This window comes from Qipengyuania gaetbuli (assembly GCF_009827315.1).
Taxonomy (GTDB): Bacteria; Pseudomonadota; Alphaproteobacteria; order Sphingomonadales; family Sphingomonadaceae; genus Qipengyuania; species Qipengyuania gaetbuli.
The window spans coordinates 1,283,117-1,297,009 of record NZ_WTYF01000004.1 but is presented as its reverse complement, the minus strand read 5'-3'; the positions used below and the strand labels follow the sequence as shown (position 1 = coordinate 1,297,009).

Below are 13,893 nucleotides of genomic sequence, written 5' to 3'. Positions count from 1 at the left end.
CCTGAGGGACGATCCGCGCCGGGATGGGCGAATCACCCGCCGACAGTTTCCTCGCTTTTGGTTAGCATGGGGTAATCGATGTACCCTTCCGGCCCCGGAAGGTACCAGCTTTGCGGAACGTTTACATTGGGTTGCAGCTCTGCACCCAGCCGAAAACGTTCAGGCAGATCGGGATTGGAGATGAAATCCCTGCCCCAGCTGACCGCATCGCAGCGCCCTGCCTCGATATCGGCAACCGCCTGTTCGGGCGTGTAGTCGCTGTTGAGCACCAGCGGGCCGGAATAGATCTGGCGGATCAGCGGGCTCTGCTTGGGCACGTCGGTAGCGCCGAAGGTGCCATCCGGACCCGGCTCGCGCAGTTCGAGGAAGCCGAGGCCGAGTTCCTCGACCACCCTGGCGGCCGCGCCGAAGGTCGCCGGCGGATCGCTGTCGTCGCAGCCCTGCGTCTCGCCATTGGGCGACAGGCGTACGCTGACGCGGTCTGCGCCCCAGACGTCGATCAGCGCGGTCAGCACTTCGCGCAGGAAGCGGGTGCGGTTTTCCGGGCTGCCGCCGTATTCGTCGTCGCGCAGATTGCTGCTGTCGCGCAGGAACTGGTCGACGAGATAGCCATTCGCGCCGTGCAGCTGGACACCGTCGAACCCGGCGCGCTTCGCGTTTTCGGCGGCATGGCGATAGTCGTCCACCACGCGCGCAATCTCGTCCTTGCCGAGCGCACGGGCCGGTTCGTAATCCTTGCGGCCTTCGAAGGTGTGGGCATGGCCAGGCGCGCAGGTGGCGCTGGCCGAAACAGGCGGGTTGCCGCCGAGGAAGTCGGGGTGGACCAGACGGCCCATGTGCCACAGCTGGAGGACGATGGCGCCGCCTTCTTCGTGAACGGCATCGGTCACCAGCTTCCAGCCTTCGACCTGCTCGTCGCTCCAGATGCCGGGCGCTGCGGGCCAGCCGAGGCCTTCCACGCTGATGCCGGTGGCCTCCGAAATGATCAGGCCCGCACTGGCGCGCTGGCGGTAATAGGTCGCCATCATCTCGTTCGGGATCGAGCCGGGCTGGGTCGACCTGCCGCGCGTGAGCGGAGCCATGAGGATCCGGTTTTTCGCTTCGATGGCGCCGAGTTTGAGCGGGTCGAACAGCTTTTCATGCATCGCGGCAAAGTCCCTTTTTGCTGACTTGTATGTGCAAGGGGAGCTAGGGAGCCGAAATGGGGGACACAAGCACCATCGCCGACAAGAATGGCTTTCAGCCCGGTGCATGGCACTTTGCCGCGCTGATTGCGGGCAATGTCGCGCTCGCCCTTGGCCCCTGGCTGGTGCGCCTTGCCGATACCGGCCCGGTCGCCTCGGCGTTCTGGCGCCTGTTCCTGCCGATCCCGCTGATAGCGCTCTTGGCTTGGCGGCAAAGGGCGCCCGGCCCGATCGACAAGCGGCTGGCGCTGCTGGTCGTCGCAGCGGGCTGCTTCTTCGCGCTCGACCTTGCCAGCTGGCATATCGGGATCGAGCGCACGCGGCTGGGAAATGCAGTGCTTTTCGGCAATTCGGGCAGCGTGATCCTGATGATCTGGGGGCTGGTGGCCCTGCGCCGTGCGCCATCGGGCCGCGAATATGCAGGGGTTGCGGCGGCCTTGCTGGGTGCGGCGATCCTGCTCGGCCGCAGCCTCGAAATTTCGAAAGCGAATCTGGTCGGCGACCTATTCTGCCTCGCTGCCGGCCTGTTCTATGCCTTCTACCTCCTGCCCGCCCAGAGGGCGCGCAGCGCACTCGGCCCGTGGAGCGTGCTGCTGCTTGTCAGCCTAGCCGCCTCGCCCCTGCTATTGCTCATGGCACTGGCGCATGGCGAGCCCGTCTGGCCGGGCGCGGCAGGTTGGACGCCTGTCTTCGTCCTCGCCCTGACCAGCCAGGTGGTGGGGCAGGGGCTGCTCGTCTACTCGCTGCGCCACTTCCCGCCGCTCATCATCGGCATGGCGTTGCTGCTCCAGCCTGCGGTCGGGGCGAGCGTGGGCTGGGCGGCTTTCGGCGAACTGCTGGCTCCGCTGGATGTGCTGGGCATGGCGCTGGTCGGCGCGGCACTGGTCCTTGCGCGCAGTACCACCGGCGGGGCGAGGGCCCCGCGGCCGCGCTGATCGCTACCAGAAGTTCCGGTTGAACTCGGCGTAGCGCGCCTCGAACCTTGCAAGGTCCGGGCCGACGAGGCTGACGCTCACTTGCTGCGCGAGCAGTTCACCTTCCGACTTCAGCACGGCCTGCCGGTCCTCGTGCCTCAAGGGAATCGCCGCATTGGCGAGCGTGTCGAGCATGACCTCCGCTGCAATCGGAGAGGTGGCCACCGCGCTGCGGATCGCACCGAAGCCGCGCTTCACATAATGGTCGAAGCCGTCGGGCGCGGGAATGACGGGGCAATCCTCCTCGTCGCTGCCGCACACGTCCTTCCGCAGGTCGCGGCGCCCGATCTCAGCCGTCGCCGCGCCCAGCCAGTGCAGGGCATTGATGGCGGTGAAAGGATCGTTGATGCCGGGCGACAGGGCGCGAAGGCCGATCTCCACCAGTTCGTCGATGAGGAATTGCGGGTCCTGTTCGGGTGTCCTTGTCGCGCCAAGCGTGTAGCAGTCGCGCACGCGGTCCTCGATATTCTCCGGCTTGCAGCCTTCGATCAGCATCAGCGGCATGTCGCGGTGGACGAAGTCGCCGGTCCGCACGACCAGCGAGAAGGTGCAGCCGCAGCCGCGGGCGATTTCCACCAGCCCGCCGAAGTCGATCATCTGGACATAGCCCGTGCCGGTCGCCGTAATCGGTTCACCGCCCTTGGGCTCGACCGCATCGGCGAACTCGTCCTCGACCGGATAGGTGTCGCGGATCTTGGCGAGAAGGCGCTCGCCGATCCCCTGCAGGACCTTGTTGATGCGGATGCTCGACGGGATGTGGTTGAGGAAGAACACGAGCACGGCGACGCACAGCGCCATCAGGGCATAGGCGACCAGCAGCGAAAGTTGGGGGGTGAAGCCGGGCAGCGCGGTGGCTGCCGCATCGGACAGGGCTGCGGGCGTCTCGTCCTCCGCCCGCACGGCGCGCAAGACGATCAGCGCATAGACGAAGCTTCCGATGAAGGTCGCAAGGCTCAGCTGGTTGCCCCGGTCCTCCATGAAATTGGTCAGCAGGCGCGGGCCGTAATTGCCGCTGGCATAGGCGACCGCCGCAATGGTGATGGAAAAGACCGTGGAGGCGACCCCGATCATGCTGCCTGCCATCACGGTCAGCATGTCCGCCGCGCCCTTGGGGCGTGCGGGCACGATCCAGTCGACCTCGTTCAGGAATTCGGCAAAGCCGTTCCTGTCCAGCCAGACCATGGAAAAGGCCAGCAACGCCGCCGCGATCGAGAAGAGCGCGGGGTAGAACCAGTAATTGGCGTTGAGGCGCGCCCAGAAGAAGCGGATATCTGCCGTCATGTAGCGCCCAACGCGTGGGCGCAGAGTAGGTGCCTCAGACCTTGCCGAGGTCGCCCTTGCCGATCGTGCCGCTGGCCATTTCGAGCATCCTGTCGAGGCTCTGCTTGGCTTTCAGGCGCAGGCCTTCCTCGATCTCGATACGCGGTTCGAGATCGCGCAGGCAGGCGTACATCTTCTCCATGGTGTTGAGGGCCATGTAGGGGCAGATGTTGCAGCTGCAGTTCCCGTCCGCACCCGGCGCGCCGATGAATGTCTTTTCGGGCAGTGCCTTTTCCATCTGGTGGATGATGTGCGGTTCGGTCGCCACGATCAGCGTGTCGCCTTCGAAGGTCTTGGCGAACTGCAGGATGCCGCTGGTCGAACCGACATAGTCGGCATGGTCGATGATGGTCGGCGGGCACTCGGGGTGCGCGGCCACCGGCGCATCGGGATACTGCGCCTTCAATTTGAGCAGCTCGGTCTCGCTGAAGGCCTCGTGCACGATGCACACGCCCGGCCACAGCAGCATATCGCGGCCGAACTTGCGGCTCATGTAACCGCCGAGGTGACGGTCCGGGCCGAAGATGATCTTCTGGTCTTCCGGGATCTGGCTGATGATCGTTTCGGCCGAAGAGCTGGTCACGATGATGTCGCTGAGCGCCTTCACCTCGGTCGAGCAGTTGATGTAGGTCAGCGCGATGTGATCGGGATGCGCTTCGCGGAAAGCCTTGAACTTTTCCGGCGGGCAGCTGTCTTCGAGGCTGCAGCCTGCATCCATGTCCGGCAGGACGACGATCTTTTCCGGGCTCAGGATCTTGGCGGTATCGGCCATGAACTTCACGCCGCAGAACACGATCACGTCGGCATCGGTTTCCGCTGCCTTGCGCGACAGTTCCAGGCTGTCGCCCACGAAGTCCGCGATATCCTGGATATCGGCGGTCTGGTAGTAATGAGCGAGGATGATCGCGTTCTTCTCCTTGCGGAGGCGGTTGATCTCCGCAAGCAGGTCTTCCCCGGTCGGCAGGCTGGTTTCGGCAGTCATTCTCTGTCCCGTCTGATGCGTTTGTGGCGCTTATAGACAGAACGGGCGCAGAGGCGAGGGGGTTCCTCGCCTACATCGAGAAGCCGGGCGGCAGGAACGCTTCCATCGGCCGGTCGGCGCCCGGCGTTTCCGCAATCACGCTTTCGGTCACGCCGATCCCGAAGCTGCTGTAAGCGATTGCCAAGGAGACGAGGAACACACCGACATAGATGCCGAGGCCCCACCAGTAGGCGGGATGCACACGGCCGGCGCTGCGCTTGTCGGCGATCATGCCAATGACCGGGAAGACCATCGTCGCCAGCGTCGTGATCAGCCAGGCATTGGGGATCATCAGCGGCAGGGGCAGCAGACGGCCAAGGCCCGGGCCGGTCAGGATCGCCATTGCGCACAGCATAAGGCGGCGGTGCCATCCGGTATAACGTTGCCGGCGCAGCGCCCAGAACGCGAGGAAGCCGAAGGTCCACAGGAGCATCATGTTGCTCCAGAGGAATTCGCTCACATGGAAGAAGAAAGGGCCGCCGTTGCGCCGGGCGACCACGATCATAATCGTGCTGCCGGCCAGCACCATCAGCGGGATGAGCGCATAGGCGATCTTGCCCAGCTTGCGGTGGAAGGCCCAATTGCCCGAGGACGCGCTCAGGTGCTGGGCGACGTAGAGACCGATCCAGAACATGAAGATGACGCCGTGCACGTGGTAGGGCAGCGGCACGTCGAAGCTCGAACGCCCCATCGCCAGATTCAGCGAAAAGCCCGCCACGATGACGAAGGACATGACGAGCGCCATGATGGTGAAGAAGCGGGTATTACCCCGCGTGGAATTCTGCGCCTGATCACCGGCAGCAAGACTGGCCATGGTCGGTTACTCCCCCCAAAGTTTCCGCGACCCCTTATCTTTTATGGTCTTAGGGGTATCGGCCGGGGGAGGAGGCGTCAATCAGGCGGGCGGACTTTCCCCGTCGAAGCGGACGACCACCTCGATATCCTCCCAGCCGGCAACCTGTAGCGGGATCGCGAGATTCTGGCGCACCGCTTCCTTGGCGGCGCTGCGTGCCATGGCCAGCACCTGCGGGTTCTTGGCGAAGGCGGCGGCCTTGCGTTCGGCCTGCTGCGAATTGTTGCGCGCCAGGTCGCTGCTGGCATCGCGGCTGACATAGGTGCCTTCGGTGAAGGTCGTCTGCGCCGCCTCGTCGAGATTGGGGCGCGAGATCTTCAGCGCGGGCAGGATCACCGTCAGCGTCTCGCTCGCCGCATTCCATTCGAACCGGTCGCGGTCCATGTTCGACAGGTCGAGCCGGTATTCCACCGTGGCTGGGATGACGGCCGCTTGCCGGCTCTCGAGCAGGTCGACGCCCAGCACGCCGCGCTTGTCGACGCTTTCGGCGACGACTTCGAAGCGCGACGAGAAAACGGTGAGCGAATTCTGCTTTTCGAACGCAAGCATGGCGCTGCCCACCGGATCGCCTTCTTCGTGGTAGAAGAACGCCCGCCAGCCGAGCCATGCGCAGGCGGCGATGAGCAGGATAACGATGAACCACGGACCTGCCTGCACCCGCGCCAGCGACTTGTCGCCGTAGCGGTCCGGCGTGGAAACCGTGCCCGGTTTTGCGTGCTTCAGATCGTCTGCCATATGTCCCCCGAACGTTGCACCAGCCCCCGTCGTTCCAGATCGAGGAGGTGTGCTGTCACCGACATGCGCGCCGCGCCGTGCAGCCTTTCATCGAGGCCGCGATACATCTTGGGCACGAAATCACCCGCCGCGTGCGGCCCGTCGCGCAGGTGCCGCAGGATCTGGTTCTCGCGCTGCCTTCGGTGACCGATCATGCCGCGTACCAGCTGGCGCGGCTTGTCGATCGCCTCGCCATGGGCGGGATAATAGACCCGATCCTCGCGCACGTAGAGCTTTTCGAGGCTCGCCATGTAATCGGCCATGTCGCCATCGGGCGGCACGACCACGCTGGTCGACCAGCCCATGACGTGGTCGCCGGTGAACAGCGCGCCGCTTTCTTCGAGGGCAAAACACAGGTGGTTCGAGACATGGCCGGGCGTTGCTACCGCGCGCAGCGTCCAGCCGGGGCCGGTCATCGCCTCGCCATCGGCAAGGACGCGGTCGGGCTCGTAATCCCGGTCGAAGGATGCATCGGCGCGCGGTCCGCTGTCGTCCAGCACCAGCGGCGCACAGCCGACGATGGGCGCGCCGGTGCGCTTGGCCAGAGGCCGAGCGCCGGGCGAATGGTCGCGGTGTGTGTGCGTGCACATGATCGCGCAGACGTGTTCGTCCCCGATCGCCGCATCGAGCGCGAGCAAGTGCGCCGGATCGTCCGGCCCCGGATCGATGACCGCGCAGCCGCCGCCGATCCCGACCACGTAGGTCTGCGTGCCGGTATAGGTGTAGGGCGACGGGTTGGGTGCGAGCACGCGCCGCACCAGCGGTTCCAGCTGCTGCGCTTCGCCCGTGGGCCATGGTTTGGGAGGAGGACCTGCCATGGGGTTGCATATGGGCGGTGTCGCGGTTCATGTCACCACCCGCCAGCGAGAAGGGAGATTTCATGGCCGAGTGCATTCTGGTCCTAGATGCCGGGACGACATCGACACGCGCCATGGTCTTCGGCCGCGACGGCAAGCTCGCCTCGGTCGCGCAGGCCGAATTGACGCAGCATTATCCCCGGCCCGGCTGGGTCGAACACGATGCGGAAGAAATCTGGCAGAAGACGCTGTCCTGCATGCGCGAGGCGGTAGGAGAAGAGGGTGCCGAAGACATTGCGGCGATCGGTATCACCAACCAGCGCGAGACGGTGGTGGCGTGGGATCGCGGTACGGGCGTGCCGCTTGCGCGCGCCATCGTCTGGCAGGATCGCCGGACGGCCGATTTCTGCGCCGCGCTGAAGGAAGCAGGGCACGAACCGCTGGTGCAGGAAAAGACCGGCCTGCTGCTCGACCCCTATTTTTCCGGCACCAAGATGCGCTGGCTGCTCGACAATGACGCGGGCGTAAAGGCTGCCGCAGCAGACGGCTCGCTCGCTTTCGGGACTATCGAGAGCTGGCTCGTTTTCCGGCTGACCGGCGGGGTGCACATCTCGGATGCGAGCAATGCCAGCCGCACGCTCCTGTTGCCGCTCGAAGGGGCCGATTTCGACGAGGAACTGTGCGAGCTGTTCGGTGTGCCGCGTGCAGCGCTCCCGCGCGTGGTCGACACCCACGGCCCGCTGGCGGAAGCGGGCGCGGAATGGCTGGGGCGGACGATCCCGATCTGCGGCCTCGTCGGCGACCAGCAGTCCGCCACCATCGGGCAGGGCTGCCTGTCCTTCGGGGAGACCAAGGCGACTTACGGCACGGGCGCCTTTGTGCTCACCAACAAGGGGGCGAAGGTTCCGCGTTCGGAGCATCGCCTGCTGGGGACCGTGCTGTGCCAGGGCAAAGGCAAGCGCACCTATGCGCTGGAAGGCGCGTGTTTCGTGGCCGGCAGCCTGATCCAGTACCTGCGCGACCAGCTCGGCCTGATCGGCAGCGCGGCAGAGACCGAGGATCTCGCCCGCTCGATCGAGGACAGCGGCGAGGTGGTCATCGTGCCTGCGCTTGCCGGACTTGGCGCGCCGCACTGGAAGCCCGATGCCCGCGGGGTCATTTCAGGCCTCAGCTTTGCCAGCGGACGCGCGCAGATCGCGCGTGCGGCGCTGGAGGCAATGGCCCACCAGACCCACGATCTCGCGCAGGCCTTCGCCGCCGACGGCGCGGCATGGACCCGGCTGAAGATCGACGGCGGGATGAGCGCGAACGACTGGATGGCGCAGGACCTGGCGAATATTCTCGACCTCGAGGTCGAACGGCCTGACTTCGTCGAAACGACCGCGCTTGGCGCGGCCATGTGCGCGGCCGTTGGCGCGGGGCTTCATCCCGACCTGCCTGCAGCCGCCGATGCCATGCGCGGCAATGCGGCCTGTTTCGCTCCGGATATGGACGAGGAGGTCAGGAAGGCGCGGCTGGCGCGTTACGCCCGCGCGCTGTCCGCTGCCTGATCAGCCGGCGTTGAAAGCCTGCGCGATGCGTCCGCGCAGGTCGCCGACCGGATCGTCGTTCGCGGCACGCACGCTGCGCTGTTCCGCGTCGAGGCGCGCCACACGGCCATAAAGGCGTTCGGTATCGCGAATGAGGGCGCGCATTGCGATCGGCAGGACCGCCATATTGCGCGGGTCGGACGGACGTTCGGTGCCGAGCGTGCCGGCCTTCTGCAACTGGCGAGCGGAAATCTCGCCGGCCAGGTACGCGCGCTGGTTGAGCAGCCACGCGAGCACGTGCATCACCCGCGTGGTGGTGCGAAGCCCCTCGATCGACATGGCGATGCGCGTTTCGTTGGAATTTTCGGGACCGTCTTCGGTGCCGTCGCGCAGGTCGAAGGCCGCACGCGTCTCGTCGGCCAGCAGCAGGGCTTCCGCGTAGAGGTCCTCGACGACCTTTTCGGTTACGGTGCGATCCATCGTTCTCTTCCAATGCCGCGTTACAGTCATCGATGCCCGCCTGCCAGCGCGCAGCGCGCGCCTGTCCCGAGGTGAGACGCGGGGCCTTACGCGATGATGTCGGGGATCAGATTGTCCTCGATCAGCGAGATACGGTCCTTCAGCTGCAGCTTGCGTTTCTTGAGGCGCGCGATCTGCAGCTGGTCGACGAAGCCGCCTTTCTCGCCCGCTTCGGACAGCGCCACGATCGCGACATCGAGGTCGCGATGCTCGCTCCGGAGCAATTCCAGCCTCTTGCGCAGCTCCTGTTCGTTCACCGTCGTCTTCCCCGAATCTCGCTTCGTCGCATGGCCCGAAGCGGGCGCTTTGTAAATTCGCAAGAATGTGATTTGATAATTGGCCTGCGGCTCGTTCCGCAACGGCACGAGTCGCCTTTGAGGGGTCGCAACCTACGAAGGAGACCATCCGATGCACTCATCACATGTCGACGCACTGAAGGCCAAGCATGCCGGGCTCGAAGCTCGCCTGCACGACGAACAGTCCCGACCTGCGCCCGACATCGCGATGATCCAGCAGATCAAGAAGCAGAAGCTCAGGATCAAGGAAGAACTCGCCGCGCATTAAGCGCATGATATCGCGAGCGGGGCGGGGGCAAAGACCCCGCGTCCCGCTTTCGCGGCGCCCCTTTTTGATATAGCAGCGAGCCATGTCCGCCGTTGCATCCGCTCGCCAGATTCTCACGCGCCTGCACGAAGTCATGGCAGGGCGCACTCATGCCCAGCACAAGCTCGACCGCGTGGTCGATATCATCGCCGATGCGCTGACCAGCGAGGTGTGCTCCATCTACCTCCTGCGCGAAGGGGCGCTGGAGCTTTACGCCACCCGCGGCCTCAATCCCGAAGCGGTTCACGTTACCCGCATGGCGGTGGGCGAAGGGCTGACCGGCACGATTGCCAAGAACATCGAGACGCTTAACCTCGCCGAGGCGCGGGCCCACCCGGACTTCCTCTACCGCCCGGAAACGGGGGAGGAGAAATACCATTCCTTCGCCGGGGTCCCCATCGTCTACCGCGAACGGGCGGTGGGCGTGCTCTGCGTCCAGCACGTGGAGCCGCGCCGCTACGAGGACGTGGAGATCGAGGCGCTCCAGACAACGGCGATGATCCTGTCCGAACTCATCGCCCACAAGGAACTGGTCGACGGCGAGAACGCGTTCGACCTTGGCGAGGCTTCGACCGAAACCGAAATCCTAGAAGGGCTGACCTTGGTGAAGGGACTGGCAGCAGGCGCTGCCGTCTTCCATCAGCCGCGCATCGAGATCGACCAGGTCGTCGCAGAAGACGTCGAGGCGGAACGCCAGCGCGTCTACCGCGCCTTCGACAAGATGCGCGACCAGATCGACGCCATGGCCAAGGAGCCGGAATTCGGGAAGGGCGGCGAACACGTCGAGGTCCTCGAGACCTACAAGATGTTCGCCTATGACGAAGGCTGGAGCCGCCGGATCAACGAAGCGATCGACAGCGGTCTTACTGCAGAGGCGGCGATCGAGCGGGTCCAGCAGCGCACCCGCATGCGGATGCGCGAGATCGACGATCCGCTGCTGGCCGATCGCATGCACGACCTCGAAGACCTGTCGAACCGCCTGCTGCGTATCGTGTCGGGGCAGCTCGGCACGGCGGCCTCGCAGGGGCTGAGGCGCGACACCATCCTGATCGCGCGCAATCTCGGTCCGGCCGAGCTGCTTGAATACGACCGCCGCCGCCTCAAGGGCGTGGTACTGGAGGAAGGTTCCCTCACCGCGCATGTCGTGATCGTGGCGCGGGCCATGGGTATTCCGGTCCTCGGCCGCGTGCACGGGATCAATTCGAAAGTCTCCGAGGGCGACGAAATCCTCGTCGATGCGGACAAGGGCACGGTCACCCTGCGCCCCTCGCAGCCCATGTGGGATGCTTTCGATGCGCGCTTCGCCAAGACGCGCGAGAAGCAGGCGGCCTATGCCGAACTGCGCGATGTCGAACCCTTCACGCGCGATGGCACGCGCATCACGGTGATGATCAACGCCGGCCTGCGCGACGATGTCAGCGCGCTGCAGCTCACCGGCGCTGACGGGATCGGCCTCTTCCGCACCGAGTTCCAGTTCCTCGTCTCGTCGACCCTGCCGCAGCGCGAGCGGCAGATGCGGCTCTACCGCGACGTGCTCGACGCAGCGGATGGAAAGAAGGTCATTTTCCGGACGGTCGATATCGGCGGTGATAAGGCCGTGCCCTATCTCGACAACAACACGGCCGAGCGGGACGAGAACCCGGCGATGGGCTGGCGTGCGCTGCGCCTCTCGCTCGAGCGCGAAGGCCTGCTCAAGGTCCAGGCGCGCGCCCTGCTCGAAGCGGCGGCGGGCCGCCAGCTTTCGGTCATGTTCCCCATGGTGTCCGAGCCGTGGGAATTCGATGCAGCGAAGGAAATTTTCGAAGACCAGGCCGAATTCCTGCGTGAACGGCGCAGGCAGATGCCCGACAGCATCGAATACGGCTGCATGCTCGAAGTGCCCTCGCTGGCCGAGGTGCTGGATCTGCTGCTGCCCAAGGTATCCTTCGTGTCGGTCGGCACGAACGACCTCACGCAGTTCCTGTTTGCCGCCGACCGCGCCAATCCCAAGCTCGCCGAACGCTACGACTGGCTGAGCCCTTCGATCCTGCGCTTCCTCGACCGCGTGTCGAAGGCGATGGTCGGCAGCAAGGTCCGTCTCGGCATTTGCGGCGAGATGGGCGGGCGCAGGCTCGAAGCGCTCGCGCTGATGGGCCTTGGTTATACCCGCTTCTCGATTACTCCGGCAGCGGTGGGCCCGATCAAGGAACTGGTGCGCAAGGTCTACTTGCCCGACCTCACCAAGCACATGCAGCGCCTGCTGCTCAATCCGCCGGCAGACATGCGCGCGGCGCTGACGGAATGGGCCGAGGCGAACGACATCGAACTCGACTGATTTCGTCGCTTGCGCGGTGCGCCTCGTCCCTGCGTCCGGTCTGTGATACTATCTGTGCTTGACAGGTAGGGGGTCACTCCCATTCTACCGCGCACGGGAGCGGGAAAAACCCGCCGGGTACTAACATTCGGGAATCGCATGGAAGAAGAAGACGCCATCGTCGAACAGGAAGGCACGCGTGCGCTCAGCGCTGGCGAGCGGCTGCGTCAGGCGCGCGAGGCAAAGGGCCTCGGGCTTGAGCAGGTCGCCGCAGAAACGCGCATCCCCCAAAGGCATCTCCAGGCCATCGAGGCGGGCAATTTCGCGGCCCTGCCTTCGCGCACCTATGCGATCGGTTTCAGCCGGACCTATGCGCGCACGATGGACCTCGACGAGCGCGACATCCTCGACCAGGTGCGCGAGGAACTGGCGCAGGACGGCGGCGATCATCGCAATGCACCGGCCAAGTTCGAACCGGGCGATCCGGCCCGCGTCCCCGGTCGCGGCCTCGCGTGGTTCACCGTTTTTGCCGCAATCCTGCTGATGGGCGGCATCTATGCCTTCTACCGCAGCTATTTCGCACCCGGCCTCGGCCCCGCACCGCTGCAGGACCCGGCCGAGCAAGTTGCGGCCAACGAAGGCGCGCAGCAGGCGACCCCTTCTCCGGCGGCCACGCCTACCGGCGGGCCGGTGGTATTCACCAGCGAGATGGACGGCACCTGGGTGCGTTTTTACGACGCGCAGGGCGAACGCCTGTTCGAAGGCCTGATGGACAAGGGTGACACCTTCACGGTTCCGGCAGATGCGGAAGGGCCGCAGATCCGCACCGGGCGCCCCTATGCCTTCGCCATCACGATCGGCGGACGTCCCGTCCCAAAACTGTCCGAAGAGGACACGGTGGTCAGCGACATGCCGGTTAGCGCAGAGGCGCTGCTTGCACGTCCCGCTGCCCCGGCCCCCGCGCCGACCGCATCCGCCACGCCAGCCGCCGCGGCCACTCCGGCAACCTGATCGCGGCGGAAAACCGCCTTCATCCCCTCGACAGTTTCGCGGGGCTAGGGCTAGATTCACTTTGATTTTCGACATGAGGAGAACGGGCGTGAAGATCACGCGCATTGCACGCGGATTCGGTCTCGGTGGGATCGCACTGGCCATGGCGGCAACGGCGATGCCGGTCGCCGCACAGGACGACGGCGAGGCACGCATCCGCAAGCTCGAAGCGGAAGTCCGCGCGCTCCAGCGCAAGGTCTTTCCGGGCGGGGACGGTCGCTATTTCGAGCCGCAGATTACCGGCCAGCCTGCCGCCCAGCCGAGCACGGCCAGCACCACCTCGACCACCGCAGTGACCGATATCCTAACCCGTCTCGACGCGCTCGAGGCACAGCTGCAGCGCCTGACCGCGCAATACGAAGTCGGCAGCAACGCCATGCGCCTGCTCGAAGAACGCATCGAGGTGCTCGAAGCCGGTGGCACTGCGACCTCGGCTCCTGCGCAGGTGGCTGCTGCCCAGCCGGCCACGCAGCCGTCTGCAACGCAGCGCCCCGCCGCACAGCCTGCGGCCCAGCAGCCCGCCGCTTCGCAGCCGAGCCCCGAGCGTGTCGCTGCGGTCCAGGCCATCGCCAAGCCGCAGACCGACGATCCGGCGGATGACGAATACTCCTACGGCTTCCGCCTGTGGGAAGCGGGCTTCTTCCCCGAAGCGCAGCAGCAGCTGACGCTTTTCGTCGAACGCTACCCCAGCCATTGGCGCACCACCTACGGGCGCAACCTGCTGGGCCGCGCATATTTGGACGACAAGAAGCCCAATGAAGCGGCACCGTGGTTCCTCAAGAACTACCAGTCGGACAAGGGCGGTGCCCGCGCCGGCGACAGCCTGCTCTACCTCGCCGAGACCATGATCGCGCTCAAGGACACCAAGCGGGCCTGCATCGCGCTCGCCGAATTCGGCGAAGCCTATCCGGCACTCGCTGCCGGACGCCTGCAGGGCCAGTACGAGCGCAATCTCGGCAAGGTGACCTGTAGCTGA

General features: G+C 65.5%; 14 protein-coding genes. 6 read left to right on the top strand and 8 right to left on the bottom strand.

The window, feature by feature from the left end:
• Positions 1-32: 32 nt before the first annotated feature.
• Positions 33-1,145 carry an alkene reductase gene (locus tag GRI42_RS08820; RefSeq protein ID WP_160608143.1) on the bottom strand — a complete coding sequence of 371 codons (1,113 nt, stop codon included), beginning with the start codon at positions 1,143-1,145 and terminating at the stop codon, positions 33-35.
• A gap of 56 nt (positions 1,146-1,201) precedes the next feature.
• On the opposite strand from GRI42_RS08820, the gene GRI42_RS08815 reads away from it, so the two are divergent.
• Positions 1,202-2,119 (top strand): DMT family transporter, encoded by a 918-nt coding sequence (locus GRI42_RS08815; RefSeq protein WP_160608142.1) that lies wholly within the window; start codon positions 1,202-1,204, stop codon positions 2,117-2,119.
• Positions 2,120-2,122: 3 nt separating this feature from the next.
• Here the strand turns inward: GRI42_RS08815 and GRI42_RS08810 are convergent, their stop codons facing one another.
• From GRI42_RS08810 to GRI42_RS08790, 5 genes are all read right to left on the bottom strand, one after another.
• A complete protein-coding gene (locus GRI42_RS08810) occupies positions 2,123-3,439 on the bottom strand; it encodes a DUF2254 domain-containing protein (RefSeq protein ID WP_160608141.1) in 1,317 nt (438 codons plus the stop codon).
• Positions 3,440-3,473: 34 nt separating this feature from the next.
• Positions 3,474-4,460, bottom strand: coding sequence for a quinolinate synthase NadA (nadA, locus tag GRI42_RS08805; protein WP_160608140.1), 987 nt, complete (start codon positions 4,458-4,460; stop codon positions 3,474-3,476).
• A gap of 70 nt (positions 4,461-4,530) precedes the next feature.
• A complete protein-coding gene (locus GRI42_RS08800; protein WP_160608139.1) occupies positions 4,531-5,313 on the bottom strand; it encodes a hypothetical protein in 783 nt (260 codons plus the stop codon).
• Between the two features lie 81 nt (positions 5,314-5,394).
• Entirely contained in the window at positions 5,395-6,087 is a 693-nt protein-coding gene (locus tag GRI42_RS08795; RefSeq protein ID WP_160608138.1) for a DUF4230 domain-containing protein, read from the bottom strand.
• Positions 6,072-6,944: an MBL fold metallo-hydrolase gene (locus tag GRI42_RS08790; RefSeq protein ID WP_160608137.1), complete on the bottom strand. Its 873-nt coding sequence runs from the start codon at positions 6,942-6,944 to the stop codon at positions 6,072-6,074. The genes GRI42_RS08795 and GRI42_RS08790 overlap by 16 nt, the downstream gene beginning before the upstream one ends.
• A gap of 62 nt (positions 6,945-7,006) precedes the next feature.
• Here GRI42_RS08790 and GRI42_RS08785 point away from each other — a divergent pair, with 62 nt between their 5' ends.
• The gene (locus GRI42_RS08785; RefSeq protein WP_160608136.1) at positions 7,007-8,473 is read left to right on the top strand and encodes a glycerol kinase; all 1,467 of its coding nucleotides are present in this window, start codon (positions 7,007-7,009) and stop codon (positions 8,471-8,473) included.
• On the opposite strand, the gene GRI42_RS08780 is transcribed toward GRI42_RS08785, so the two are convergent.
• Both GRI42_RS08780 and GRI42_RS08775 read right to left on the bottom strand, forming a co-directional pair.
• On the bottom strand, positions 8,474-8,932 hold the full coding sequence (locus GRI42_RS08780) for a DUF1465 family protein (RefSeq protein ID WP_160608135.1): 459 nt from the start codon (positions 8,930-8,932) through the stop codon (positions 8,474-8,476). It abuts the gene before it with no gap.
• 86 nt (positions 8,933-9,018) lie between these two features.
• Positions 9,019-9,228: a YdcH family protein gene (locus GRI42_RS08775; protein ID WP_160608134.1), complete on the bottom strand. Its 210-nt coding sequence runs from the start codon at positions 9,226-9,228 to the stop codon at positions 9,019-9,021.
• A 151-nt stretch (positions 9,229-9,379) separates the two neighbouring features.
• On the opposite strand from GRI42_RS08775, the gene GRI42_RS08770 reads away from it, so the two are divergent.
• The 4 genes from GRI42_RS08770 to GRI42_RS08755 all read left to right on the top strand — a co-directional run bounded on the left by GRI42_RS08770 (position 9,380) and on the right by GRI42_RS08755 (position 13,893).
• Entirely contained in the window at positions 9,380-9,535 is a 156-nt protein-coding gene (locus tag GRI42_RS08770; RefSeq protein WP_160608133.1) for a YdcH family protein, read from the top strand.
• A gap of 82 nt (positions 9,536-9,617) precedes the next feature.
• On the top strand, positions 9,618-11,888 hold the full coding sequence (gene ptsP / locus GRI42_RS08765) for a phosphoenolpyruvate--protein phosphotransferase (protein ID WP_160608132.1): 2,271 nt from the start codon (positions 9,618-9,620) through the stop codon (positions 11,886-11,888).
• A gap of 138 nt (positions 11,889-12,026) precedes the next feature.
• Complete coding sequence (locus GRI42_RS08760) at positions 12,027-12,878, top strand: helix-turn-helix domain-containing protein (RefSeq protein ID WP_160608131.1); 852 nt, start codon at positions 12,027-12,029, stop codon at positions 12,876-12,878.
• Between the two features lie 73 nt (positions 12,879-12,951).
• Positions 12,952-13,893: a tetratricopeptide repeat protein gene (locus GRI42_RS08755; protein ID WP_407692158.1), complete on the top strand. Its 942-nt coding sequence runs from the start codon at positions 12,952-12,954 to the stop codon at positions 13,891-13,893.

Bases quoted from the DNA above. Each gene is read 5' to 3' on its own strand.
- GRI42_RS08820 (WP_160608143.1), bottom strand. From the start codon at position 1,145: ATGCATGAAAAGCTGTTCGACCCGCTCAAACTCGGCGCCATCGAAGCG.
- GRI42_RS08815 (WP_160608142.1), top strand. From the start codon at position 1,202: ATGGGGGACACAAGCACCATCGCCGACAAGAATGGCTTTCAGCCCGGT.
- GRI42_RS08810 (WP_160608141.1), bottom strand. From the start codon at position 3,439: ATGACGGCAGATATCCGCTTCTTCTGGGCGCGCCTCAACGCCAATTAC.
- nadA (WP_160608140.1), bottom strand. From the start codon at position 4,460: ATGACTGCCGAAACCAGCCTGCCGACCGGGGAAGACCTGCTTGCGGAG.
- GRI42_RS08800 (WP_160608139.1), bottom strand. From the start codon at position 5,313: ATGGCCAGTCTTGCTGCCGGTGATCAGGCGCAGAATTCCACGCGGGGT.
- GRI42_RS08795 (WP_160608138.1), bottom strand. From the start codon at position 6,087: ATGGCAGACGATCTGAAGCACGCAAAACCGGGCACGGTTTCCACGCCG.
- GRI42_RS08790 (WP_160608137.1), bottom strand. From the start codon at position 6,944: ATGGCAGGTCCTCCTCCCAAACCATGGCCCACGGGCGAAGCGCAGCAG.
- GRI42_RS08785 (WP_160608136.1), top strand. From the start codon at position 7,007: ATGGCCGAGTGCATTCTGGTCCTAGATGCCGGGACGACATCGACACGC.
- GRI42_RS08780 (WP_160608135.1), bottom strand. From the start codon at position 8,932: ATGGATCGCACCGTAACCGAAAAGGTCGTCGAGGACCTCTACGCGGAA.
- GRI42_RS08770 (WP_160608133.1), top strand. From the start codon at position 9,380: ATGCACTCATCACATGTCGACGCACTGAAGGCCAAGCATGCCGGGCTC.
- ptsP (WP_160608132.1), top strand. From the start codon at position 9,618: ATGTCCGCCGTTGCATCCGCTCGCCAGATTCTCACGCGCCTGCACGAA.
- GRI42_RS08760 (WP_160608131.1), top strand. From the start codon at position 12,027: ATGGAAGAAGAAGACGCCATCGTCGAACAGGAAGGCACGCGTGCGCTC.
- GRI42_RS08755 (WP_407692158.1), top strand. From the start codon at position 12,952: ATGAGGAGAACGGGCGTGAAGATCACGCGCATTGCACGCGGATTCGGT.